This window comes from Proteobacteria bacterium CG1_02_64_396 (assembly GCA_001872725.1).
Taxonomy (GTDB): domain Bacteria; phylum Pseudomonadota; class MNWR01; order CG1-02-64-396; family CG1-02-64-396; genus CG1-02-64-396.
Genome location: MNWR01000072.1, coordinates 1 through 25,867, shown reverse-complemented (window position 1 = coordinate 25,867; position 25,867 = coordinate 1). Strand labels below are relative to the sequence as shown.

Here is a 25,867-nt window from a genome sequence, read left to right as displayed (position 1 = left end):
GCGACTCAGCTCGTCACCGTCACCGATTCCACCGCCCCTGTCGTCACTGCTCCGGCCGCCGTCACCGTCGAAGCGACCGGCGTTTCCACCACTGCAACCCTCGGCACCGCGACCGCCAACGACCTGGTCGACGGCACTTTGCTCCCCGTGGCCGACAACACCGGCCCCTTCGCGGTTGGCACCACCACCGTCACCTGGTCGGTGATGGACGCCGCGGGCAACACCGGCTCGGCCACTCAGCTCGTCACCGTCACCGATTCCACCGCCCCTGCCGTGACTGCACCTGCTGCTGTGACCGTCGAGGCGACCGGCGTTTCCACCACCGCAACCCTCGGTTCGGCCACCGCCAGCGACCTGGTCGACGGCACCCTGACCGCTGTCGCCGACAACACCGGGCCTTACTCGGTCGGCACCACCACCGTCACCTGGTCGGTGATGGACGCTGCGGGCAACGCCGGCTCGGCGACTCAGCTCGTCACCGTCACCGACACCACCGCCCCTGCCGTGACTGCCCCGGCTGCCGTCACCGTCGAAGCGACCGGCGTTTCCACCGCTGCGACCCTCGGCTCGGCCACCGCCAGCGACTTGGTTGACGGCACCCTGACCGCTGTTGCCGACAACACCGGGCCTTACTCGGTTGGCACCACCACCGTCACTTGGTCGGTGATGGACGCCGCGGGCAACACCGGCTCGGCGACTCAGCTCGTCACCGTCACCGACACCACCGCGCCGAGCGTCACCGCGCCTGCCGCTGTGACCGTCGAGGCGACTGGTGCTTCCACCACCGCAACCCTCGGTTCGGCCACCGCCTCCGACTTGGTCGACGGCGCCTTGGTCCCCGTCGCCGACAACACCGGCCCCTTTGCGGTTGGCACCACCACCGTCACCTGGTCGGTGATGGACGCCGCGGGCAACACCGGCTCGGCGACTCAGCTCGTCACCGTCACCGATTCCACCGCCCCTGCCGTGACTGCGCCTGCTGCCGTCACCGTCGAGGCGACCGGCGTTTCCACCACCGCAACCCTCGGAACTGCAACCGCCAGCGACTTGGTTGACGGCACCCTGACCGCTGTTGCCGATAACACCGGGCCGTTTGTTGTTGGCACCACCACAGTCACGTGGAGCGTCACCGACACTGCCGGAAACGTCGGTAGTGCCACCCAGCTGGTCACCGTCACCGACACCACCGCGCCATCGCTCACGGTTCCGAACGACATCACCTTTGACGCTACCGATGCTGCGGGAATCGCGAGCAACAACGCCGCCGTGGCCACCTACTTGGCTGGCGCCAGCGCCAGCGATCTGGTCGACGGCACGATCACGGTTACCAATAACGCTCCGCTCACCTTTGCGTTAGGCAACAGCCGCGCCGTGGCCTTTACCGCTACCGACGCGGCGGGCAACAGCATCAGCCTGGGCGCCATCGTTACGGTGCTCGATCAAAGCCCTCCGATCGTGACGCCTCCCACCGACATCCTCCTGGCGGCCAATATCGCTGCGGGCTATTCAGGTAGTGATTCTCTTCTGACCGGTTTCCTGGCCGGGGCCAGCGCCAACGACCTCGTCGACGGTTCGATCTCGGTCAGCAACGATGCCCCTACTGACTTCCCGCTCGGCGATACCGTCGTGAACTTCTCGGCCACCGATGCCGCTGGAAACACCGGCTCCATCACCGCCACAGTCACCGTCACCGACCAAACCGCGCCTGTCATTACCCCCCCCGCCGACATCACCCTGCCGGCCACCAACAACGCCGGGGTTGTGACGGCGGGGAGCGGCACCCTGAGTAGCTTCTTGATTGGGGTCAGCGCCACCGATCTGATCGACGGCGCCATCCCGGTCGGTTCGATTGCCAACGACGCCCCGACCACCTTCCCCATCGGCGATACCGTGGTGACCTTCTCGGCCATCGACGCCGCCGGGAACAGCGACACCGCCACCGCCACGGTCTCTATTACCGATGTCGCCACCGTCTCGACCCTGGCCGGTCAAGCGGGTGTGGCCGGACATCTCGATGATGTCGGCATCAATGCCTTGTTCAGCGCCCCGGCGGGAATCGCCAGCGACGGGCTCAGCCTCTACGTGGCCGAGCAGGGGGGGAATTTCATCCGTCAGGTCAACCCGATCACCGGCGTGGTCACCACCCTGGCGGGCGATCCCTACGGCGCCCCCGGTTATGCCGATGGCTATTCCTCCTCGGCCCGCTTCAACTTCCCGAGCGGCCTAGCCGCCACCGACAGCAACCTGTTCGTGGCCGACCAGGGCAACAACGCCATTCGCAAGATCCATGTCGCTTCGGGCACCCCCACCTCAGGTCTGGTCTCCACTCTGGCGGGCGATCCCTACTCCGCACCCGGGTTCGTCGACGGTGGACTTGCCGCCCCGGCCCTCTTCAATGCTCCGGCCGGGGTTGCCACCGACGGCATCAACGTCTACGTCGCCGACTCCGGCAACAACGCTATTCGCAAAATCGTCATCGCCAACGGCCTGACCACTACCCTGGCGGGAGATCCCTACGGATCGATCGGCTTCGTCGACAGCTACGGCGCCGCAGCTCGATTCAGCACTCCGATGGGTGTGGCCACCGACGGAACCAGCGTTTATGTGGCCGATTCCGCCAACAACGCTATTCGCAAGATCGCCATTGCCACCGGACTCACCACCACTCTAGCGGGCGATCCCTACGGCACCCCCGGCACCTCCGACGGGACCGGAACGGCGGCTAATTTCAATTTCCCAACCGGGCTGGTCTGCGATGGAGCTGCGCTCTATGTCTCAGATCAAGTCAACAGCGCCATTCGTAAAATTGATTTGACCACCACCGAGGTCACCACCATCGCCGGCCAAGTGCTCAGCGCCGGTCATGCCGACGGGGTGGCCGCATCGGCCCTGTTCTCCTCCCCCGCCGGTCTGACGATCCTCAACAACCGGTTGTACGTCGCCGACGTGATCGATCACACCCTGCGCTCGATCACCCGCATCGCCTCGACCGACACGACCTTGGGATATGTCACGATCCAGAACCTTGGCGGCCCCTTGGCAACCACGACACTCTTCGCTCCCATCATCGACCCGGTCACGGGACAAACGTTGGGGCTAGCCCAGACAGTGGTCAGTGAAACCGGCAGCTTCTACACCGTACTGACCCCCGGCCAGTACAACGTCACCTTCGCCGTGGATGGCCACAGCAACACCCAGACCGACCTGAGCGGCAACTCGGCCGCGACGATCACCATCGCCGACGGCAGCAACGTCATTGACCTGGGAACCGCCTACACCTTCGGCGGCACCGTAGCGGTCAACGTTACCGGCGCCGGGGTGCCTGTTGATGCCCGCATCGACTTCACCCCCATTGCCGATCCCTACTCCCTTGCCGTCAGTGGGTTGAAAAAATCGGTCGCCGCCTCTAGCGGCAGCATCACCGTCGGATTGGTCGAGGGACGGTACCTGGTCACCGCGACCCCGAGCGATCCCTACTCCTCGTCCTCTTCGGGGGTCGGGATGAGCGGCGGTAGTGTGGTCGAGGTTGTGGCCGCCAATTCCACGGCAACCCCCTCGACAGTCGACATCGCCCTGAATGCCAAGGCGACCGGCTTGCAGGCGGGCAATATTCAGGCGGCCCCGCTCAACCTTAGCCCCGGCAAGGTCACCACCTGGGCGGGCACCTCGGGTCTGTCGGGCAGCAACAACGGGGTGGGGCTGAATGCCCAATTCGGCAACAGCGAAGGCATCACCAGCGACGGCACCAGCCTTTTCGTCGCCGATCTCGGCAGCCACACAATCCGGCAGATCGACATCGCCACCGGTACCGTCACCACCCTGGCCGGACAATCCGACGTCGCAGGCAACCAGGACGGGGTCGGCCACAACGCCACCTTCAACGGCCCTTATGCCATCACGACCGACGGAACTAGCCTTTTCGTAAGCGACTACTGGAACCGCACGATCCGCAAGATCGACATCGCCACCGGCACGGTCTCCACCTTGGCGGGCATCGTTGGTACCGCAGGCAGCAACGACGGTCCAGGCAATACCGCCACCTTTGGTTACATCAACGGTTTGACCACCGACGGCGTCAACCTCTACCTCACCGACGGTCACTACACCGTCCGTCAAGTCGACATCGCCACCGGGGTCGTCTCGACCCTGGCGGGCACCACGGGCGTCTGGGGTTTCAGCGACGGCTCTACCGCCAGCGCCCTTTTCTACGGCCCTAAGGGACTGGTCGTGGTGGGCAGCAACCTCTTCGTCGCCGACAACAATCGGATTCGCCAAATCGACCTGCTGACCGCGACGGTTTCCACGTTGGCCGGAAGCGGCTCCGGTCAGGGCGGGGTGAGCCCCTACGACGGCGTCGGCATAGGGGCTGCGTTCGTTGGACTGCGGCAACTGGCCAGCGACGGCACCTACCTTTATGCCACCGATACAAACGGCGAGATGGATGCCCTGATCCGCCGGATCGACATCGCCACGGCGACCGTCACCACCCTTGCGGGCAACGCGGTTGCCTTCGGCACCCCCGCCGACGGGATCGGAACAATTGCTAGCTTCTCCTATCCCAGCGCCCTGGTTTGCACCTCGACGGCGGTGTTTGTCACCGATTCCGGCGACAACACCATCCGCAAGATCGAGGAGGTCGGTACCGGAACCGTCTCCGGACAGCTTCTTGGCGGGGGCAGCCCCTTGGCCGGATCCATCGCCTTCATTGCGGTGATCGACCCGGTGACCGGCCAGGTGCTCGGTTACAGCCAATCGGTCGCAACCGACGCCAACGGCAACTACTCGGTCACCCTCTATTCGGGCAGCTACAACATCGTGGCAACCCCCGATGCCGCATCGGGATATGCCTCCACCGTACCCACCACGGGTGGCATCCCGACCCAAATCGATGTCGCCACCAACAGCACCCCCACGGCCAACGTGTCCGCCAATGCTGCTCCGACCATTGCGGGGCTGTTGGGCGGCACCATTCAAGGAACCCCGCTTTCGGCCAACCTGATGCAGGTTACGACCCTGGCGGGCGATCATTATGCTGCCCCCGCGAGTGTGGACGGCACCGGCACCTCGGCCCTGTTCGCGTGGCCCTTCGGCATCACCACCGACGGCACCAGCCTCTTCGTCACCGAGGACGCCACCATCCGCCGCATCGACTTGGCCAGCGGCGACGTCTCCACCTTCGTGGGCGATCCCGCGGTTTACGACCAATCGCGCGATGGGATCGGCAGCGCCGCCTACCTTTACTATCCCAACGGCATCACCACCGACGGCGTTTCGCTCTTCTTCTGCGAAGGGGATGTCGTTCGCAAGGCCGACATCGCCACAGGGCTGGTCTCCACCTTGGCCGGCTCCACCAACTCGTGGGGATTTGTGGACGGGGTCGGCGCCGCCGCCCAGTTCACCAGCGCCAGCGGGGTGACCGTGGTCGGCAACACCCTCTACGTTACCGACACCTGGAACCATGCCATCCGCACGGTCGACATTCTCTCCGGAGCCGTGACCACCCTGGCGGGCGACCCCTACGGCACAGCCGGGACCGCCGACGGCATCGGCAGCTTGGCCACCTTCGACATGCCGACCGCCATCACCACCGACGGCGTGTATCTCTACGTCACCGACAACAGCAGTGGGCTGATCCGGCGGGTCGAGATCGCCACCGGCGGGGTCGTCACCGTGGCGGGCAGCCCCTACAGCGTCTCCGGTCTCGCGGACGGGGTCGGCGCCAGCGCCACCTTCAGCGCCCCCAACGGCATCGTCACCGACGGCAGCAGCCTGTACGTCTCCGACAGCGGCCACTCCGCCATCCGCCGCATCGATCTGAGCACCTGGCAGGTCACCACCCTGGCCGGTGCGTCGACACGGACCACCGGCTCCATCGACGGGATTGGAACCAACGCCATCTTCGTCTCGCCGAGTGGCCTGACCAGCGACGGGACCAATCTGTACGTCGCCGACTACGATCAAAACGCAATTCGCAAAATCTCGGACGCCACCGGCGGCAGCGTGGCCGGTACCGTCTCCGGCAACGGCGGACCGCAGCTGGCCACGGTGACCTTCACCGCCCAGGTCGATCCGATCACCGGACAGATCCTCGGCTTCGATCAGACCGTCTATTCGGCGATCAACGGCACTTACGCCGTCACCCTGCTGACCGGAACCTACGATGTGGCGGTCCAGGGCAGCGGATTCGCCCCCCTCTTCGACACCTACTCCGCCACCGGCGTGGTCAGTGCCTCCGGGGGTACGGCCACACCGGCGACGTTCGACGTCACGCTCAGCCCCACCCCCTACGGCACGGTCACCACCGTGGCGGGGGTTGCCGGTACGCCCTCCTTCGTCGACGGCGTCGCCTTGGAATCGATGTTCAACGGCCCCAGTGGCATCACCGGCAACGCCGCCGCCCTGTATGTGGTCGATCAGAACAACAGCGCCATCCGCAAAATTGATCGCGCCACGAGTATGGTTTCGACCTTCGCGGGCAGCGCGGTCGGCACCGCGGGCTACCTGGACGGCACTGGGACGGGTGCGCTGTTCGGCTACCCCTACGGCATCGCCAACGACGGGGCTTACCTCTACGTCACCGACAACTTCAACAACGCCATCCGCAAGATCGACTTGGTCACCGCCCAGGTCGTCACCCTGGCAGGCGATCCCTACGGCACGGCTGGGAGTCTTAACGGCACCGGTTCCGGCGCGCAGTTCAGCGCGCCGGCAGGTATTGCCAGCGATGGGGTCAGCCTCTTCGTCGCCGACTACGGCAACAACACCATCCGCCAGATCGACCCTGCCAGCGGTGTCGTTACCACCCTGGCGGGCGATCCTTATGCCGCCGCGGGCAGCGTCGACGGCATCGGCGCGCTGGCCTCGTTCAATGGGCCCGCCGGCCTTGCCTGCGACGGGGTGAACCTCTATGTGGCCGACCAGCTCGGCCATGTGATTCGCCGGGTGGATATCGCATCAGGGAACGTCACCACCATTGCCGGTACGGCGGGCACCTCGGGCTTCACCGACGGGGCGGGCTCCAGCGCCCTGTTCCTGAGCCCCTCTGACCTTGAGACCGATGGCACCACCCTTTATGTCGGCGACTGGGGGAACAACGCGATTCGGGCCATCAATCTGGCCACCAGCAACGTCACCACCGTCGCGGGAGGCACCTCGGGATCCTTCGACGGGGTGGGAGCCTCCGCCCAATTCATGGGGATCAATGGTCTGTTCCTCGACGGCGGCAATCTCTTCGGCAGCGACGGTGCCAGCACCATCCGCCAGGTGGTGATTGCCCCCTAATCGATCCTTCACACCTGTCGGTTTCTTGCCGACCGCCCAATAAAAAAGCCCCGGAGGTCTCACCCCGGGGCTTTTTTATTGGGTCCTTCAATCATCCGGTTCGGCGACGGGGTCGCCTCCTACAACAGCCCTCCTCTGTAGGAACAGGCCTCGTCCGCGAACCGGCGCAGCACATGCGCCAACTTGCCCCCATCGGTTCGTCCTTCGACAAGCTCAGGATGATCGGAACGACGGGGTCGCCTTCTACAACAACCCTCCACTGTAGGAGTCCTTCAATCATCCGGTTCGGCGACGGGGTCGCCTCCCACAACAGCCCTCCTCTGTAGGAGCGGGCCTCGTCCGCGAACCGGCGAAACGCAGGGTGCTGGGAATAACGTCAGTCGGGGGATGGAGGGGGATGACGGGCGAAGTAGGCATCCAACGCCCGTTTGGCCACCGGCGCCGCCTCCTCACCACCGTGACCGGCATGGGCCACAAAGACGCAGATGGCAATTTGGGGATGATCGACCGGTGCAAAGGCGGCAAACCAAGCGTGATCCTCAACGGCCGGGGGGACATCGCGCATCGGCTTGCCATCCTCGTCCCGCAAGATCGAGACGACCTGGGCGGTGCCGGTCTTGCCTGCCATGAGCACCCCGTTCTCAAGCTTCGATTTTCGAGCGGTCCCGTAGGGGCTTTCGACCACCTGGGTCAAGGCACGCCGGATCACCCGCGCGACATCGTCGTCGACAATCGGCTCGGCATCTCCAGCTGGGGAGCGCTCCAGCAAGATCGGCTTGACCACCCCCCCCCGAGCCACGGTCGCCATCATCTGGGCCATGTGAACCGGATTGACCAACACGTAACCCTGCCCGATGGCAGCCAGCGCAGTCTCGCCGGGAAACCAAGGTGCCTTTTTCACCACCTGCTTCCAGGCACGGTTGGGGATCACCGGATCTTTGACCAGAGGGTCGAGATCGCCCAATGCCCCCAACCCCAATGCCTCGGCATAACGGGCGATGGTATCGATCCCTAAGCGTAAACCCACGTCGTAAAAGAATACGTCGCAGGATTGCACCAAGGCCTGTTCGACACTGACCGACCCGTGACCGTCATGCTTCCAGCAAAACAGGGTGCGATCACCCACCTCGTAACTGCCTGAGCAATGCACACGGGTTGAGGGGGTGATGAGCCCCTCGGCCAGGGCGGCCCAGGCGACCACAATCTTGAAAATCGACCCTGGGGGATAGAGCCCCCGACCGGCACGATCGAGTAGCGGAAGGTTTGCATCGCGGTTCCAGGCCCGCCACTGGACTAGACTCACCCCTTCAACCATCTGATTGGGATCGAAACTGGGGGTCGAGACGTAGGCAAGCAACCCCCCGGTCGGAATATCGATGGCCACCGCCGCACCGCGCCGGTTGGCCATCGCCTTGACCAGATCGCTTTGCAAATCGAGGTCGAGGGCCAAATGCAGATCAGGGCCATCCTTGGGTGGGGTTCGGGAGACCTCCTTGACCACACGCCCCACGGCGGTGACCTCGACCTCGCGCATGCCGTTCACCCCGCGCAGCAAGTCCTGGTCGAGCCGCTCGATCCCCATCTTGCCGACCGGCTCGTTGAGGTCGTATCCCTCGGGCTCGAAACGGCGCCAATCGGGAGCATTAATTCGCCCCAGATAACCCAGCAAATGAGCTGCCGCTGGCCCCATGGGGTAATAGCGCCGGGCATCGGCGACAATTTCGATCCCAGGCAGCTCGTATAAATCGATGGCAAGTCTGGAGGCGGCGTCCCAATCGAGTCCACCTTTGAGGCGCAACGGGCGAAAGGGATTGGCCAGCTTGGAACGCTCGGCGAAATCGGCTACGTCCTCAGGCGTCCAACCCAGCATGGCGCCAAGCCGTTCCAGAATCGGTTGCAATTGCTCCTTGAAACTGGGCAAAGCGGCGGGGGTTAGGGTAATGGCAAAGGCGGGATCGTTTTCAGCCAGCAGACGGTTGTAGCGGTCGAGCAATTGGCCCCGTGCGGGGTAGATTGGTAGAAGGTCGATGCGGTTTTGCCGAGCGGCTGCCTGGTAACGATCTGCCTCGATCACCTGCAGCTGCACTAAGCGCCCAACCAAAACCAGCGTGACCAGCACAAACAACAGATAGAACAGGATCAATCGGCCGCGCAGGGTCTCGCGCTGCCGCCACTCTTCGCGCCCGATCCCCACCGCTTTAGCTCAGCCAGCGGCGGTTGAGGTTGTACCAGCGCAGCCCCAGCTCCCGCACGATGGGGAACAAAAGCACACAGGCCAAGACCGCCCCCCACAACCGCCCCCCCCACCAGGCCAATCCAGGCCATTGCTCCACCCAGATCAGGTTGATGACGCCATCCAATCCCAGCATCACCATGATGACTCCGAACAGGGCGATGGCCTGTACGCCCAAAGGGGAGTTCACCAGCATTGAACGCATCAATCCCAAGAGTAGAAAGGCCACAAAAAATAGCAGCGGATGACTGCCCAACGGCATCGGGGTGAACAGATCGAGATAAAACCCCGAAATCCAAACCACCCAGACCGGCAGCAGAATGGGGAAATAGAGCCAGGCGACCGCCAGAAAGATCAGCACCATGTCGGGTTTGACCAAGTGCCAGTCTCCCCAAGCCATCGGTAGGGTCTGAAGGAGGGAGACGACGAGGACCGTGGCGGTAGGGATCCAACGCCGAAGCGACAGGAAGATCATTTGCCTCCCCCCTGTACCGGCGTTGGGGTCGGCAGCGGAACCAACAACAAAACCGAACGCAGCGCAGAGAAAGGGACCAAAGGTTGGGCCGAAGCCGAGGCAAATGCCCCCTCTTCAGTCAGCACCTTGAGGGTTTGTGCAACTGGAATGCCGGCGGGAAAACGGCCCCCCATCCCTGAGGTTAACCATTGCTCGCCAATAGGCATCGGCAACCCCCGCTTGAGAAAAGAGATTTGCAACGTCTGCCCACCCTGCCCCACCAGTATGGCCCGAGCATGGTTGTCCTGGCTTTCGATGGGGATGCGGGCGGTGGAGGCGGTAATCAGCTCCACTCGACAGGTCCAGTGAGAGACCTCCCGCACCTGCCCCACCAACCCCTGAGCCGCCACAACAATTTGCCCCGACTCGACCCCGTCGGCCGAACCCCGGTCCAGCATCAACCATTCGATCCCCTCGGGATCGAACCCGATGGGAAAAGCGGCCAGAGCCTTGAAGTTAGCGGGTCGCTCCATACCAAGCAGTTGGGCCAAACGGTCGCGTTCGGAGCGGACCACAGCGGCGTCGGCCAAATCACTACGCAGTTGGGAGATTTGTTGTTCTAACGTCTGGATACGCTCGCGCTGCAGCAACCAACTGCCGACCTCCTCCTCGACGTGGCGATACACCGATAGCGGAGTATGCAACGCTTCAAGGAGGGGGGAGGCGAGGGTCCAGATTGGGGTTTTCAAACGGCCATGGGGACCGTCGACCAACATCATGGCCACGGCGGCGATCAGCCCCCAAACAGCGGGGGCGGGAAGCCGTTCGAACCATTCCGAGAGCGCGGACGATCCCCGCATGGCTAAGACAGTACGAGGGGCGTAGCAGGAAGACGCTTCAATGGAGACCCAGAATCAATCGGGAGAGAGGACGTCGCCCATAACATCGATGTGGTCCAACGCCATACCGCTGCCGCGGGCCACGCACGACAGGGGATCGTCGGCGACCAGAACCGGCAGGCCGGTCTCTTCGCGCAGCAGCTGATCCAAACCGCTGAGCATGCCGCCACCACCGGTCAGAACGATCCCCTTATCGACCAGATCGGCCGCCAATTCGGGAGGGGTGCGCTCCAGGGCATTCTTGACCCCTTCGATGATGGCATTGACCGGTTCCGAGAGGGCTTCGAGTACCTCGGCATCGCCGATGGTCAGGTTGCGGGGGACGCCGTTGTAAAGATCGAGCCCCTTGACCTCCATGGTGCGGGCCTCTTCTAGGGGGGCGGCGGAACCGATCTTGATTTTGATCTCTTCCGACATCGATTCACCGATGTGTAAGTTGTGTTTGCGCCGGATGTAGTTGGAGATCGCCTCGTCCATCTTGTCGCCACCCACCCGAACCGAGCGGGAGTAGACGATGCCGCCTAGCGAAATCACCGCCACCTCGGTGGTGCCTCCGCCAATATCGACCACCATTGAACCGGTCGGCTCGTTGACCGGCAAGCCGGCCCCGATGGCGGCGGCCATCGGCTCTTCGATCAAGAAAACCTCGCGTGCGCCCGCCGAAACTGCCGATTCACGAATGGCTTTACGCTCCACCTGGGTTGAGCCATAGGGGACGCAGATGACGATGCGGGGGGAAAAGAAATGACGGCGGCTGTGAATTTTGCGAATGAAATGCTTGAGCATCTCTTCAGTGACCTGGAAATCGGCAATCACACCGTCGCGCATGGGGCGGATTGCCGAAATGCTGCCAGGGGTACGGCCCAGCATCTTTTTAGCTTCGATGCCGACTGCGAGCACCTTGCGGTTGCCCCGTCCCCCCTCATGAATCGCCACCACCGAGGGTTCCGAGAGAACAATCCCACGCCCCTTGACGTAAACCAGGGTGTTGGCGGTACCCAGGTCGATGGCCAGATCTTGGGAAAAGAGCCCGAACAATTTGTTGAACATGGTAAGTAAAGCCTCCTCAAGTCCGACGCGATGCCGGAATCATGCTTTTTTTCAGAAGGTTAGCTATGTGTACATAGATCACCTCGCCAGGTAGCGGGTCTTGCGTCAATCACGCAAGTCCGATATGAAGGTCGAGGGTATGGTAAAGCCGTGTAGGATGCTTGAGTTCGATCTCCCGGAAGAAATCGAGTTGGTTCAGCGGCCCGTCGGCGGTTCGACGCGACACCGAGATCACGGCCCTTGGTGGATCGTGCGTCGACATCGTCGAATGGGGACATAGGATAGAGGAGGCGTGTCATGTTGCCTATCGTGAAGCGTTACAGTGCCAAGGTTTTTCGTGCTTGGTCGCTGCCGTTTTTGGCAGTTGCACTCGCCTTGGCGGGCTGCGGCGACAGCGGGCAGGGGCAGCATGGCACCCTTGTGGTCGTCACCCCCTACACCCCCGCCCCCGCCAGCGGAGCGATCTCCAGTACCACCGCACCGCAAGATCTCACCCGCATCCAGGTGACCATTCTCGACACCTCGGGTGCCGTTCTTGCAGGTCCCGCCAACTTCGCCCCAGGTCAAACCGCCAGCATCGATGTTGAAGGCGGCAGTGGACGAATCGTCCGAGTGCGAGGCTACGATGCCGCCAGCGACATGCTGTATCAGGGCACATCCAATCCGATTACCCTGGCCTCCGACGAAACCCGAACCGTTGCGGTCAATTTGTACGGCAAACTGCTCAAAGGCAGCGTCAACCTGACCGGTGCCAAAAAGGTGGTTGGACTTGCCGACGGTCAAACCACGACAACCGCCTCGACCACCGTCGCCACCGACGGCTCGTTCCGGCTGACCCTCCCCGATGGCACGCTGCGCCCCTATCTGATCTACGGCACCGACGCCTCGTCCAATCCGGTCGGGGCCGCCATCGTCGACGGTCCCGGCAACACCAGTCTTGACCCCCTATCGACCTTTCAGGCCACGGTGCTCGCCAACCCCTTGAATGGCCAAAGCGGCACCATCTCCCCCACACAAACCGATTTGACCAACGCCTGGAGCGGCTGGGGGCTGACCGGAACAGCCCAGGCCAATGCAATTACCCAGGCCGACCAGAATGTGCAAGGAGCGGTGGGATTAACGACGTTGGGGGTCAGCGGATATCGGGTCGGCCATGGGATTCCGACCCCCGTTGCCGATCTATTGACCTATAACCCGATGCAGGTCACCTGGGCTGGCGGCATTCCCTCGCTGGTTAAAACAACCGGCGGTACCGTCGCCACCTCGCCGAGCACCGGGGTGGTCACCGCAGGGGGAGCGGTCTTGACCCTGCCCGCCGCCAGTGTGGGCAGCAGTGTTACCGTCGCCCGGGTGGCGGCCAATACCGAATGGCTGCTGTGGAAGACCGGCTCAACCCAAAGCCCCGGCGTGGTGGGGATTGTGCTGCCCGCAACCGTCTCAGGGCTGCCCACCGCGACCATCGGCCAAACGATGAGCACGCTGGCCGACACCCTGACCCTGTTCGGGGACGGCACGGGATTGGATCCCGCCTCAGGGGGGACGGCGCTGACCACCTACCTGACCAGCGCCGCAGAACGGCTGTTGTTGCAAGAAGGGGATGCCACCCTCTACCAGCAAACCCTGACCGACCTGCAAAACACCATGTTCGCAGTCGGATTCAGCCCCACGGCCCCCCTGCCGACCGCCAGTGGCGCCAACCTGAGCACTGCAGAAAACACCGCTGTCACCGCCACCTTAAACGCGATTTCGACCCAGCCGGGGACGTTGACCTTTGCCATCGCCAGCCAACCGGCAAAAGGGGCCGCCTCGATCACCGGGAACCAGCTGACCTACACCCCTTCGGCCAACAGCAACGGCAGCGATACGCTGACCATCACCGCCACCGACGCCAACGGCACCTCAGCTGCAGCGACGATTGCCATCACCGTCACGCCGGTGAACGACCCTCCGGCGCCTACTGCCCCGGCCATCTCAGCCAATTCGGGCCAAACCGGCACCACCACCGTGGCTCCCAACGATCCCGATATTGGCGATACCCATACCTTTGCGGTCACCACCCAGCCCGGGTTCGGCAGCGCCACCGTTAATAATTCTGGGGTTGTCACTTACACCGCCCCTGCCTCGTCCAAAGGCACGACCACCCTGACCGTGACCGTCACCGATGGGGCGGGGGCGAGCGGAAGTGTCGTCATTGCGGTGAATGTCAGCGATACCACCCCGCCGGTGGTCACCCCCCCCGGCAGTATCTCAGTGGCGGCGATCAACGCCTCGGGAACCCCAGCCAGCAATGCAGCCATTGCCTCGTTCTTGGCAGCGGCAACAGCGGTAGACAACGTCGACGGAGCGATCATCACCATCACCCACGATGCACCAACAACTTTCTCTATTGGCACCACCACCGTGATCTTCACGGCGCTCGACGCCAGCAACAATCAGGGACAGGCCCAGGCTACCGTCACCGTTGGCGATCAAACCGCCCCCGTGGTCACCGCTCCGATCAACGTCACTGTGGCAACGGTTGATGCTGCTGGCACCCCCAAAATCGACCCTGCCATTGTCGCCTTCCTGGCGGGGGCCTCTGCCACCGACAACATCGATGGCGCCATCACCACCATCACCAACAATGCCCCCAACCTATTCCCCTTAGGGTCAACGACGACAGTGACCTTCTCGGCCACCGATTCTGCCAACAACACCGGCAACGCCAGCGCCACCATCACGGTCGCAGATCTAACCGGCCCGGTTATCACTCCCCCCGGCGATGCCACTGTTTTTGCTACCAGCGGATCGGGCGTGGCTGCCAACGACACCGCTGTGCAAGCCTTCCTTAATGGCGCCACCGCCTCCGACAACGTCGATGGCGCCATCACCACCATCACCAACGACGCGCCTGCCACCTTCTCGATCGGCGCCACCACCGTCACCTTTTCGGCGGTCGATACCGCAAACAACACCGGCGCCGCGACGGCAATTCTGACCGTCGTCATCCAACCCCCGTCGCTCACGAATCCTGGCAATCAAACCTCGACCGAAGGAGATGTGGTGGCCCTGAGTATCAACACCACCTATTCGGGTGGTCAGAGCTTGAGCTACCGGGCCGCCAACCTCCCCTCGGGGCTGAGCATCGACTCGGCCACCGGCATGATCAGCGGGGTCATCGACTTCACGGCGGCGGGAAGCAGCCCCTATGCGGTGACCGTCGATGTCAGCGACGGGGTCAACACCCCGGTCGCCATCCAGTTCATCTGGAACGTCGCCGAACTTCCCATCACTGCTGCTTATGGCTGGACCCAGGCCCCGATCACCACCGACAACTTTGCCTATGGCAACAACCTGGGTCTGACCGGCCATCAGTTCCTTGATGCCGAGGGGATCGCGGGCGATCCCTACACGATGTGGGTGGTCGGCTCCGACACCTACTCCGCCACCGGCCTGAGCGAAGGGGTGGCCCAGGTCACCCACGATGCGGGCGCCACTTGGAACCGCATCGATCTGCCGGGTCAGCAAATTGCTTTCGGCGTGGGACTTGGTACGACCCACGAGGCTTATACCCTTGGGTTTGATGCCAACAGCGTCCCCTCCTTGCTGGCCATCGACACCTACAGCCAAACGATTGCCCCCTTACCCTTGGATATGTTCTTCCAGACCAGCCCTTTGGCCGGGCTCAACGTCACTCCAGGCGTAGCACCAAGCCAAGACACCCTGTGGCTGGCGGGGGTCGATTTCCTTGGCTACAACATCGGGGTTTCGGTCAGCAACGATGCCGGGGCAACCTGGAGCAGCCGAGGGATCTATCCCTTTGCCGGGGTCATTCCCAGCATGACTGAGGCCTTTTTCCGCGATGCCTATGGCTGGGTCGCCATCGACAATGCCATCTGGCGCACCACCGATGCCGGGGTGAGCTGGACTCAGCATGCGGTCGGAACCTCCATCCTGGGTATTCACTTCAGCGACCCCCTCAACGGCTGGGCGGTCGGCCCTGCTGGAACCCTGCTGCGTTCTACCGACGGGGGGGTGAATTGGCTGCCATTGACCAGTCCGGCCTTTACTGCAAGCGATCTAACCGAGGTCTTTGCCGTCGATGCGACGACCGCCTATGTCGTCTCGGCCCAAGGGGAGGTGTTGAGCACCCAGGACGGCGGCACCTCTTGGATGTCCCAAGTAGTCGATCCCAACAGTGGCGGAAGTAACCTGGTAATGGTTGCCATGGCGTCGCCCGACTTCGGTGCGGCGGTGGGACTTCAGCCTGACAACACCAACGGCGGTAGCCGTGGCGTTGTGCTGCAAACCAACACCGGCGGGCGCCTCAATACCGGCCCGATCTCGGGCACCATCACCGCTGGCGGCAACGCAGCCCCCGCAGTCGTGAGCTTCGTGCCGGTTACCGATCCGGTCACCGGGCAAACCCTGGGGACCCTGCAACAGGTGATTGGCGACGGCAGCTATACCGTCGAGTTGGCCCCCGGCCAGTACCAAATCGTCACCACCCCGATTGCGGGATCGACCGTCACGACCGATCCCACCACCGGCGGTCCCGCCTATCTGCCCACCCTGGCCACCACGGGCGGCGGCCAAACCCTGAACGTGCTTGTTCAAGACGGCTACACCATCCCGGTGGTACACAACCTGACCCTCGATGCAGGGACCACGGTTTCGGGGACGGTGCGCGACGCGTTGGGCCGCACGGTTCCCAACGTCAATGTCTATCTGGTTGATCCGGCCAGCGGCGCCACCCTTGTGAAGACCATGAGCGATAGCGACGGCTATTACGCTGTTGCCGCTCCCCAGGGCAGTTACATCCTGGGTGCCGACCGGGCCTACACCACCTTTGCAGCCTCTTACCGCATCGACGACGTCACATCCACCGCGTCCGCAGCTGCAGCCCCCTACTTAACGGTAGGTAGCCAAGCGGTTGCTGCCGACGTGACCCTGCTCCACCGCGTCACCCAACCCTGGTCGGCCGATTTGGTTCAAGGTGACCCCACATGGCTGGGGGTCGTCACCGTGGCGCACGATCCCTACGGCCAACCGCTCAGCCCGGGTCTCGATGGCTACGCCTTCGCCTTCGGTTCCGACACCGCCACGGTGGGTTACGATGGTTTCAACCGGGCCATTGGCGATGCTGTGGGGGTGATCGAAACCACCGTCGATGGTGGCACCACCTGGGCTCGCATCGTCGACCCCTACACCAACGCCGTCTTCGGGGTGGCGCCAACCCAGCCGGGGCAGGGGCTTTTTGTCGCCATGGCTCGCGATCCGGCCAACGGCCAAGCGATCAACGCCGTGGTGAAAGACTTTGCTGGCAACGTCGTCATCAACGACCCCTACGGCACCATCCAAACCAATGCCGGAATTCAGGCCTACGGCAACACCGTCATGTTGCCGATCCTGGCCAACGATCCCTACGGCAACCTCGATACCGGCATGACCATTTCCGAGGATGGGGGCTCCTCTTGGAATTCCATGTTCTTCGGAAATGTCTCCTTCTCCATGAACATCGGCGATGTGGCTATCGCCGACCCCTACACTGCTTTCGCCACCACCGACAACGCCATCTGGCGTCTTGATCGCAGCGGTGGTATCTGGAGTGCCACGGTGGTCAACGGCGCCGTCACCTGGTGGGGAACGGGTGGCAACACCTTGAAAGTCGACTTCAACGGCGCCAACGACGGATGGGCGATCAACAAGGTCCCTTACAGCCACAACGATGTTTGGCACACCGTTGACGGTGGGGCAACTTGGACCCAACTCTACTTGCCTGACTACGCCGAGTTGACCGACATTGCCGCCATGGATCCCTACTCGGCGGTGGTCACCACGACTCAAGGGGGCGCTTGGGTGACCCGCGACGGCGGCGCGACCTGGAGCCCTTCGAACACCGGTCTGTACCAGCAAAACAACCTCGATTGGAGCCTGAACCTCCCGGCGCCCAACGTTCGCGCCGTCGCAGCCGCCAATCCCGACCGTCTGTTTGCCGTGGCCGGTTTCGACGCCGGGCAAGCCCAGACGACCGGTCCCACCGGGACGATCCTCCCCCCCAACGGCTCCGCTTTGCTGCATAGCGAAACGGGTGGTTTACCGGCTGGACAAACGGTCCTGGCTCAATTTCAGGGCAATGCCTACGTCCAGGCCGATTTCCTGCCGGTGATCGACCCCGTCACCGGGCAGTTGTTGGCCCAAGCACAAAGCTTCTCCTCTGGAACAATCAACCCTCAAGTCACGGTGCAGTTGCAGCCCGGCAGTTACGTGGTGCAACTGACCGATAACGGGACCGGCCAAACCGGCTGGTACAGCGCCGCCGATCCCTACGGCTGGAGTACCGATCCCAATCAAGCCACGGTTGTAACCACCACCGTTTCGGCCTCCCCGCAGGTTCTGGCCAGCGTGACGCCTTCATCAACCGGCACCATCCAAGGAATGCTTGCCGATATCTTGGGCAATCCGGTGGCCAACTGGACCGTCACCGCCCTCCCGGTGGCCGATCCCTACGGCGCGGTTCCCAGCCGTTCTTGGTGGGGCTACAACCTGGGGGTCACCGATCCCTATGGCACCTTCTCGGTGACGGTCCCAGCGGGCAACTGGCGCTTGGCGGCGACACCTGGCAACGCCATGAGCGCCATTTTTAACAGTTACGACTACATCTCCGACTTGGCCACCCAGTACTGGAGTGACCCCTACAGCACCGTTTCGGCCCCCGAAGCCTCGGGGATCATTCCGGTTACCCCAGGGGGCTTGGCCACGGCCAATTGGACGCTCCAGAGTTCTGCCACTTTCAACGTGACGGTGCTGGCGGGCGGTGTGCCCCAGTCGGGGGTTCCGGTCATGGGTCGCCATGCCGGACGCGGCAAAGATATGGGGCCGCTGGACGGCAATTTTGGCAATCCCCTCGGCCAAGACGTGGTTCTCACCAACGGCAGCGGTGTCGCCCAGCTTTCGGCGCCCCCCTCCGCGCTCCTCACCATTGTGGCTGGAGCCAGCGCCAATGGCGGCGGCCAAATGGCCACGACGACTTGGTCCGACCGTCTAACAGCAGCTCCCTACCTACCCACATGGAGTGGCGATACCGTCGACGGCACCCAGACCATGACTCAATCAGGGGGAACCCCCTTCGTTGTTCACATGGCACCCGCCGTCGCCATCAACGGAACCGTGACCGGGATTCCCACCACAACCTCGGGCAATGACGTGGTCTTCGCCATGCCGATTCCCGATGTCACCGGCCTTTATCAGGGAGCCCTCGCCTTCGCCCCCTGGAACGCCTCGGGGCAATACCACCTCGATGTTGCGCCCGGCGTTTACTGGGTTGGGGCGGTGGTCAACGGTGGTTTCTTGTTCTCCACCGGGGTGACCACCGGCAGCACCCGTAGCGGCGCCTCTGCCGTGCAATACAACGTGACGTCGGCGCAGACCATCGACTTCGATGTCTCGGCCGCCAACAGCAATTCTTTGCCATTGAGCGGTACGGTTCGGGTACCCGCCGGTTGGGTTCTCGACCGCGTCACCCTCATTCCCGCCGTACCAGGATTGGCCCCCATCGAGATCAACAGCAACGGCTCGGGCAATGAAGACACCAGCATCACGCGCGATATCACCTTCGGAGGATTGGTTGAGAATCAGACGAGTTACTACATCGGGGTGGGGGTCCGGCAACACTTGGTTCAGCAGTCAACAGCCCCAATCCAGGGAACGATCTACCGCTATTGGGATGGCACCACGTGGTACAACGCAGCCAGCGCCGTGAGCTACCCCGCCTTTGGGGTCGGCGGCGTCACCGCCAATCTGGGGCTGATCGATCTGACCACCATGACCTGGCCCACCGAAAGGCTCTCGGTTCGGGTGCTTCACAGCAGTGGCTATTGGGGTGAGGGGATGACCCGGGTCGAGGCCCGCCATCCCGCCTCCGGCGTCGTTTTGCCGGTGGCTGAAAACAACCCCAGTTGGAACAACCCCGGTCCCGCCTGGCAGGATGGGGTGGTGCAGCTCCAGGTCGATCCAGGCACCTACCGGATCAAATATGCCGACCGCTACCTCTGGACAGGAGACAACCAGGCCTGCGTGCACGACGACCGAGGCACCTCGATGATCGGCAACATGACCATCAATACCGATCCCGTAGGCACCGCCTCTGTAGTCATCAGCCAGGGATCTGGGCATCAACACTTGGGGATTTTCCGCATTCCCTAGGAGTCTGTCGGGCTTGAGCGTCCGTAGCGAGCCGAGTGGGGAATCGAGGCCAAATTTTCACGGTTTTGAGGATCATAGTGGTGGCTATGTGACGAAAAACCGGGGAAATTTGGACCGATTACCCGCCGGCGCAGTAGGACAATCTCAAGTCCGACAGACTCCTAGGGAAGCGCTGATTGATTAGCACTTCCCGAGCGACCCAGGGATGGGTCGCCAAAATCAGGAACGTCAGTAGGAGGCGACCTACGTCGCCGAAGCTCTGCTGATGTTGCAGGCGCAAGCAAAAACGACGTCGCCTCAAGGCGCCTGCTTTTGGTTTTTGCGAAGCGTGCAGATTCAAGGCAGGATGCCTTGAATCTGCGTTTCCCTAGCCATCGCCAGGAGTTCGTTTGTCGTCCAAAACCGCTACAAGCCACGTCCCCCAATCCGAAAAAACCGACTGGGGAACGTGGCTTTGCCTACTGCCCGTCCTGGCCCTCCCTGCCCTTCTAACCCTGCGACTATTTCCCATGGTGGCCCCCAACGAGGAGCCCAAATGGGCTTTGTTCGTGGTGGTCGGGGTGATCGTCGCAGCGGGATTGACCCTACGCTGGCTCAGATCCTCTTCCCTCATATCCCGCCCCTCCCCCATGACGTTGGGCGCGGTCACGTTCCTCCTGCTGGTGGGATTGGGCATTTTTGTAGCGCCCAACCCCATTGAGGGGGTGATCCGCTGGTCGTTTTGGGTCTTTGGATTTTTTATCGCTCTTGCAGGAGTGGTACTGGGTCGCTCTTCCAACCCGTTGATCCGGCAGTTGACCCTGTGGGGCTTGGTACTGGCAGCCTTTTGGTTTTGCTGGCGTTTCCTGTGGATGTACCGCTTTGAGTACGGCGCTCCTGGTTACAACTTCACAGTCCTTTTTTCCCCGATTGGCCACGTCAATTTCACCGCCGACGTACTGGTGCTTCTAATCCCCTGGCTGGCACTTCTAACCATGACCCGGGGCTGGGGATTGGCGCTGGCCGGATGGGTTGGCGCCGTTGCTTGCACGGTGATTTTGCTGCTCGGGGCCAGCCGCGGGGGATTGTTGGGGGTCGCCTCGGGATTGTTGGTGGGGGGGGCCGTTTGGGGGGCAGGGGTGTGGCAGCACCGCCCAAAAGCCCCTATCGCATTCAATCACCTAACCGCCTTGCGCTGGATAGCCCTGCTGGCCATCCCCATCGTGGCCTGGTCGTTATACCAACAATCACCGTACCGCTACCGAGATATCGACCGGGTTGGTCAAAGCCTGAAACAGGTAGTGCAAGAGACGACGTCGATGGTGCAACAGCCTAAAGCCATTGCACCTACCGACACCCACCAAAATTCGCAACTTCAGCCATCCCAATCCGCCCAGGTGCAGCCCCCTTGGGCACCCCTTTGGGACCATCTTCGCCCCCTATTGAACGACGACCGGACCGGCATGTACGCCTCGGCATTGGGAATGACCTTCGATGCCCCCTGGTTTGGCCATGGCACCGGCAACTTCCCTTTTGTTTACCCGGCTTACAGCCATCGCTACACCGGTTATGAAGACCAGCTCAGTTCCCCAACCACCTACACCACCAATCCCCACAACGTATTGCTTCAAATTGCGACCGAAAATGGCCTTCCAGCCGCACTGCTTTTCATGGTGTTGTGGATGGTGTTAATCCTGCGAGGGTTGCGCGCGCTGTTCCTGAGGGGTGATCCACTCCTGGTTGCCGGGGTGTCCTTTGCGGTCGGGGCGCTGGTGGATGCGATGCTCAATCATGTCTTTTACAACCCGGCCAGCCTGTTCATCGCCATGTTGTTCGCCGGATGGCTCTGGGGCAAAACAACCCCTGAAACGCCCCCCCCTCCTCGCGCCGTTCCCCTACCTGAAAAGCTGCACCCTCCGCTACGCCGTTGGGGAGGCTATGCCGCCATCCTGGGTGTGCTTGTGTTAGCCATTTGGCCCAGCCGCTTTTTGCTTTCAGAGCGAGACGTGGCCTTTGCGATGGGACATCCCAATGGTTCGCCCCAATCGGCCCAATCGTACCGACAAGCATACGAATGGGATCCCTATAACTTCCGGGCCGTGTTCGGAGTTGGGCTGGTGATGGCGCAGGAACAGCGCTGGCCGGAGGCACAAAAACTCATTGAATATTTCGTCCGCATCGCCCCAAACAATCCTCAGGGTTGGCATGTTCTGGGCAGCATTTATGCACAAGCGGGGCGTTTGGCCGACGCTCACTCGGCACTGCAACGTGCACTAGATTTACTGCCCACCTACACCCCTGCCAAGGAATTGCTTGGCAGGCTTGACGCCTTCATGGCAACGCAAGGTCAACCCGCACAGACTCCATGAATCATCGAACCGACGTTTTGGGTAGCTTCAAATCCCTTTTTCTCGTGCGAATGCGACGATGCCGTCGTCGGTCATCCCCGCAATCATGTCGATTACCCGACCTGGTTCCTCACCCAAAGCAGAATCCATCAAGTGGCTGTAGACCCGATCAATCACATCGATCCCCTCCACCTCTTCATTGGCCACCTTGTAAAACCGCCCCATTAAGAAAGCGCGCAATCGCTGAACCTGCTCGCGTACCGCATTCGAGAAATGCACCACCGACGGTGTCCTTGGGGCGAAATGTCGCCGCACATCGACCAGGCTCAGGATCCCCTGCTGTACCAAACGCTCTTCGGTTGCCTGACACAGGTCGACCACCAAACGCTTGATGACCCCACTGGTGATCTTGTAAAGCCGGGCATCGGTATGACGAGGAAGCCCAAGCGCCAAGCCACCAAGCAGATCGGGAACCGCCTCCACCGCTTCATCGAGGGTGATGTAGCCCAGGCGGATGGCATCCTCAAGATCGGACGACAGGTAAGCGATCTCGTCGGCCCGATTGGCCACATCGGCCTCCAAGGTGTAGGCCCGTGCCACCACTTCGGGGACCCCCGGCAGGGGATGATCGGGGTCGATGTATTTCAACAAACCCCGAATTGTTTCGATATTGAGGTTAAGACCTGGAAACTCAGGCGTTTTGCGCTCCAATTGCGTCACCACGCGGTACGACTGAAGGTTGTGTTCAAACCCCCCTACCGCCGCCGCCAATTCGTTCAGCCGCTCACCCCCCTGGTGACCGAAGGGGGGATGGCCCAAGTCATGGGCCATCCCGATGGCACGAGCAAGCCCCTGATTGAGACGCATCCCCATGGCAATCGATTCAGCCAGGGCCGAAACCTCGAAAGAATGGGTTGCCCTCGTTTTGACGTAGGGGCTGGTCGGACGGGTCACAACCTGGGTTTTTCCCGATAGCCGGTCGAAAGCCTGCGAATATTGAACCCGGTGCGCGTCGATCAGATACCGAGGACGGTGCTCACCCTCCTCGTCTTTCTCGAAATAGATTCGACCAAGCGCCTCCGCATGCCGACAGGCATAGGGGGCCATGACCAAGTCCTCGATGCTTTCCCGATGAAGGGTGATTTGTGCGCGCATTGCAGCCTCTGAATGACGTCAATTAACGGTACGTCGATTGACTTACCCGAGTGTTTCGGTAAGGTATCCGCCGTTTTGAATCCTGGAAACCCGCCACTTGCCCGGTTCTCCCATAACCCTCTTGTTCACCCCTTGAAGGAGTTTTTCATGAGCCAAATCAAGCATCATTTCTTCGTTTGCATGAACCAGCGTCCACCCGGCCACCCTCGTGGTTCTTGTGGCGCTCGCGGAGCCGCAGCGATCATGGATCGGATCGCAGGTGAAATCGAAAAACGTGGCCTGTGGAGCGATGCGCTGGTGACCGCGACCGGTTGTTTGGGCCCCTGCGACAAGGGTACCACCGTGGTGGTCTACCCCGACGGGGTGTGGTACGGCAATTTGCAACCCGAAGATATCGAAGAGATCTTTGACCAGCATGTCGGTAATGGCGAGCCGGTTGCCCGTTTACGCTTTATGTAAGAAGAATCGGGGCTTGGGGGGTTGACGACCCAGGCCCCGATCCCTATAAATCCCGCCCCTGCTGGTGGGGGATCGTCTAGTGGTAGGACAGCGGACTCTGACTCCGTCAACCTAGGTTCGAATCCTAGTCCCCCAGCCACTCCCTATGCAGGGGTAGATAGAGAAAAGCAGGCTCCCATCGTCTAGTGGCCTAGGACGTCGCCCTCTCACGGCGAAAACAGGGGTTCGAGTCCCCTTGGGAGCGCCAAACAAACAAAAAAGCCCGCGTGGATCGCTCCACGCGGGCTTTTTTGTTTGGCCATGAACCGCTACTTGGAGCGAACGCGATCTAGATCGGCCTTGACCATCATCTCGATCAAGCCTTCGTAACTCACTTGGGGCCGCCATCCCAATTCGGTAATGGCTCTGGTCGGGTCACCGATCAGGAGTTCGACCTCAGCCGGACGAAAATAGTCGGGGTTGACCCTCACCACTACCTTGCCGCTGCTGCGATCGCGGCCCACCTCCTTGACGCCCTCCCCTTCCCACTGTATCGCCATCCCGGCCACGGCAAACGCACGCTCGGCAAAATCCCGGATGGTATGGGTCTGTCCTGTGGCAAACACATACTCTTGAGGCTCATCCTGCTGCAACATCAAGTGCATCAGGCGGACGTAGTCCCCCGCATACCCCCAATCGCGCTGTGCACCCAAATTGCCGAGCGCCACAACCTCTTGAAGCCCTTGTCGAATACGCGCCACCGCATGGGTGATTTTCCGGGTGACAAATTCTAGCCCACGCAGAGGGGATTCATGATTGAACAGAATCCCCGCACAGGCGTGCATCCCATAGGACTCGCGATAGTTGATCGTGATCCAGTGGCCATAGAGCTTGGCCACACCGTAGGGGCTGCGCGGGTGGAACGGCGTCGCTTCGCTCTGGGGAACCTCACGGACCTTGCCGAACAGCTCGCTGGTCGATGCCTGATAAAAACGGGCCTCGGGCGCGGCTGTACGCAGCGCCTCCAGCATACGCGCCACCCCGATCCCGGTCACATCGGCGGTATGCAAAGGCTCGCTGAACGATGCGCCCACAAACGACTGAGCCGCGAGGTTGTAAACCTCGTCTGGTTTGGCGGATCGAACAACATTGATCAACGACGAGAGGTCCTGGAGATCACCCTCGACCAGACGGACTTGATCGGTAATTCCCAGCCAATCGAGACGCTCCAAGTTGCCCGCCACCGAACTGCGACGGACCATCCCCACCACCTCGTACCCTAGATCGAGCAGGTGTTGGGCGAGGTAGGCTCCATCCTGTCCTGTAATGCCTGTAATCAACGCACGGGGCATGGGTCAAACTCCTTTAAGAAAACCAGCGCTGCTAGCAGGTTGCTGGTTCGTCGGCATCAGCGCAGATACCACTCGATGGTTTTGCGGATCCCGCTTTCGAACGACTCCTGCGGCTCCCAGCTCAACTCGGCTGCCAGCTTGCGGTCGTCGATGGCATAGCGCCAGTCGTGACCGGGACGGTCGGTCACAAAGGTAACCAATCGCTCATGGGGAGCCCCGTTCGGGCGGACTTCGTCCATCACGCTGCAGATGGTCTTGACGATGGTCAGGTTGTCCCGCTCGCACCGGCCTCCAACGTTGTAGGTTTCCCCATTGCGCCCTTTGCGCACCACAGCATCGATGGCGCGGCAATGGTCCTCAACGTAGAGCCAATCCCGAATATTGCTGCCGTCTCCATAGACCGGGATCGGTTTTCCTTCGGCACAACTGCGAATCACGGTGGGAATCAACTTCTCGCCATGCTGGCGAGGACCGTAGTTGTTGGAGCAGTTGGT

Annotated in this window: 9 protein-coding genes, 2 tRNA genes and 2 pseudogenes; 6 read left to right on the top strand and 7 right to left on the bottom strand. The window is 62.1% G+C overall.

Annotation, left to right across the window (positions count from 1 at the left end; all coding sequences use genetic code 11):
- Positions 1–7,281, top strand: a pseudogene (locus AUJ55_08595) (hypothetical protein).
- Positions 7,282–7,657: 376 nt separating this feature from the next.
- Here the strand turns inward: AUJ55_08595 and AUJ55_08590 are convergent.
- The 4 genes from AUJ55_08590 to AUJ55_08575 are packed head-to-tail and all read right to left on the bottom strand — an operon-like array spanning position 7,658 to position 11,917.
- Positions 7,658–9,475 carry a penicillin-binding protein 2 gene (locus AUJ55_08590; protein OIO56391.1) on the bottom strand — a complete coding sequence of 606 codons (1,818 nt, stop codon included), beginning with the start codon at positions 9,473–9,475 and terminating at the stop codon, positions 7,658–7,660.
- 4 nt (positions 9,476–9,479) lie between these two features.
- Positions 9,480–9,989, bottom strand: coding sequence for a hypothetical protein (locus tag AUJ55_08585; protein OIO56390.1), 510 nt, complete (start codon positions 9,987–9,989; stop codon positions 9,480–9,482).
- The gene (locus tag AUJ55_08580; GenBank protein ID OIO56389.1) at positions 9,986–10,828 is read right to left on the bottom strand and encodes a hypothetical protein; all 843 of its coding nucleotides are present in this window, start codon (positions 10,826–10,828) and stop codon (positions 9,986–9,988) included. Before AUJ55_08580 ends, AUJ55_08585 begins: the two co-directional genes overlap by 4 nt.
- A 54-nt stretch (positions 10,829–10,882) precedes the next feature.
- Positions 10,883–11,917, bottom strand: coding sequence for a rod shape-determining protein (locus AUJ55_08575; protein OIO56388.1), 1,035 nt, complete (start codon positions 11,915–11,917; stop codon positions 10,883–10,885).
- Positions 11,918–12,214: 297 nt separating this feature from the next.
- On the opposite strand from AUJ55_08575, the gene AUJ55_08570 reads away from it, so the two are divergent.
- Both AUJ55_08570 and AUJ55_08565 read left to right on the top strand, forming a co-directional pair.
- Positions 12,215–20,101 (top strand): hypothetical protein, encoded by a 7,887-nt coding sequence (locus AUJ55_08570; protein ID OIO56387.1) that lies wholly within the window; start codon positions 12,215–12,217, stop codon positions 20,099–20,101.
- A gap of 389 nt (positions 20,102–20,490) precedes the next feature.
- Positions 20,491–22,449: a hypothetical protein gene (locus AUJ55_08565; GenBank protein ID OIO56386.1), complete on the top strand. Its 1,959-nt coding sequence runs from the start codon at positions 20,491–20,493 to the stop codon at positions 22,447–22,449.
- A 27-nt stretch (positions 22,450–22,476) separates the two neighbouring features.
- Here the strand turns inward: AUJ55_08565 and AUJ55_08560 are convergent, their stop codons facing one another.
- Positions 22,477–23,583: a hypothetical protein gene (locus AUJ55_08560; GenBank protein ID OIO56385.1), complete on the bottom strand. Its 1,107-nt coding sequence runs from the start codon at positions 23,581–23,583 to the stop codon at positions 22,477–22,479.
- Positions 23,584–23,730: 147 nt separating this feature from the next.
- Here AUJ55_08560 and AUJ55_08555 point away from each other — a divergent pair, with 147 nt between their 5' ends.
- From AUJ55_08555 to AUJ55_08545, 3 genes are all read left to right on the top strand, one after another.
- Positions 23,731–24,042 carry a ferredoxin gene (locus AUJ55_08555; GenBank protein OIO56384.1) on the top strand — a complete coding sequence of 104 codons (312 nt, stop codon included), beginning with the start codon at positions 23,731–23,733 and terminating at the stop codon, positions 24,040–24,042.
- 65 nt (positions 24,043–24,107) lie between these two features.
- A tRNA-Gln gene (locus AUJ55_08550) sits at positions 24,108–24,181 on the top strand.
- A 32-nt stretch (positions 24,182–24,213) separates the two neighbouring features.
- Positions 24,214–24,289 (top strand) — tRNA-Glu (locus AUJ55_08545).
- 61 nt (positions 24,290–24,350) lie between these two features.
- Here AUJ55_08545 and AUJ55_08540 read toward each other — a convergent pair.
- Both AUJ55_08540 and AUJ55_08535 read right to left on the bottom strand, forming a co-directional pair.
- Positions 24,351–25,373 (bottom strand): GDP-mannose 4,6-dehydratase, encoded by a 1,023-nt coding sequence (locus tag AUJ55_08540; protein ID OIO56383.1) that lies wholly within the window; start codon positions 25,371–25,373, stop codon positions 24,351–24,353.
- A gap of 56 nt (positions 25,374–25,429) precedes the next feature.
- Positions 25,430–25,867 (bottom strand): annotated as a pseudogene (locus AUJ55_08535) (dTDP-glucose 4,6-dehydratase).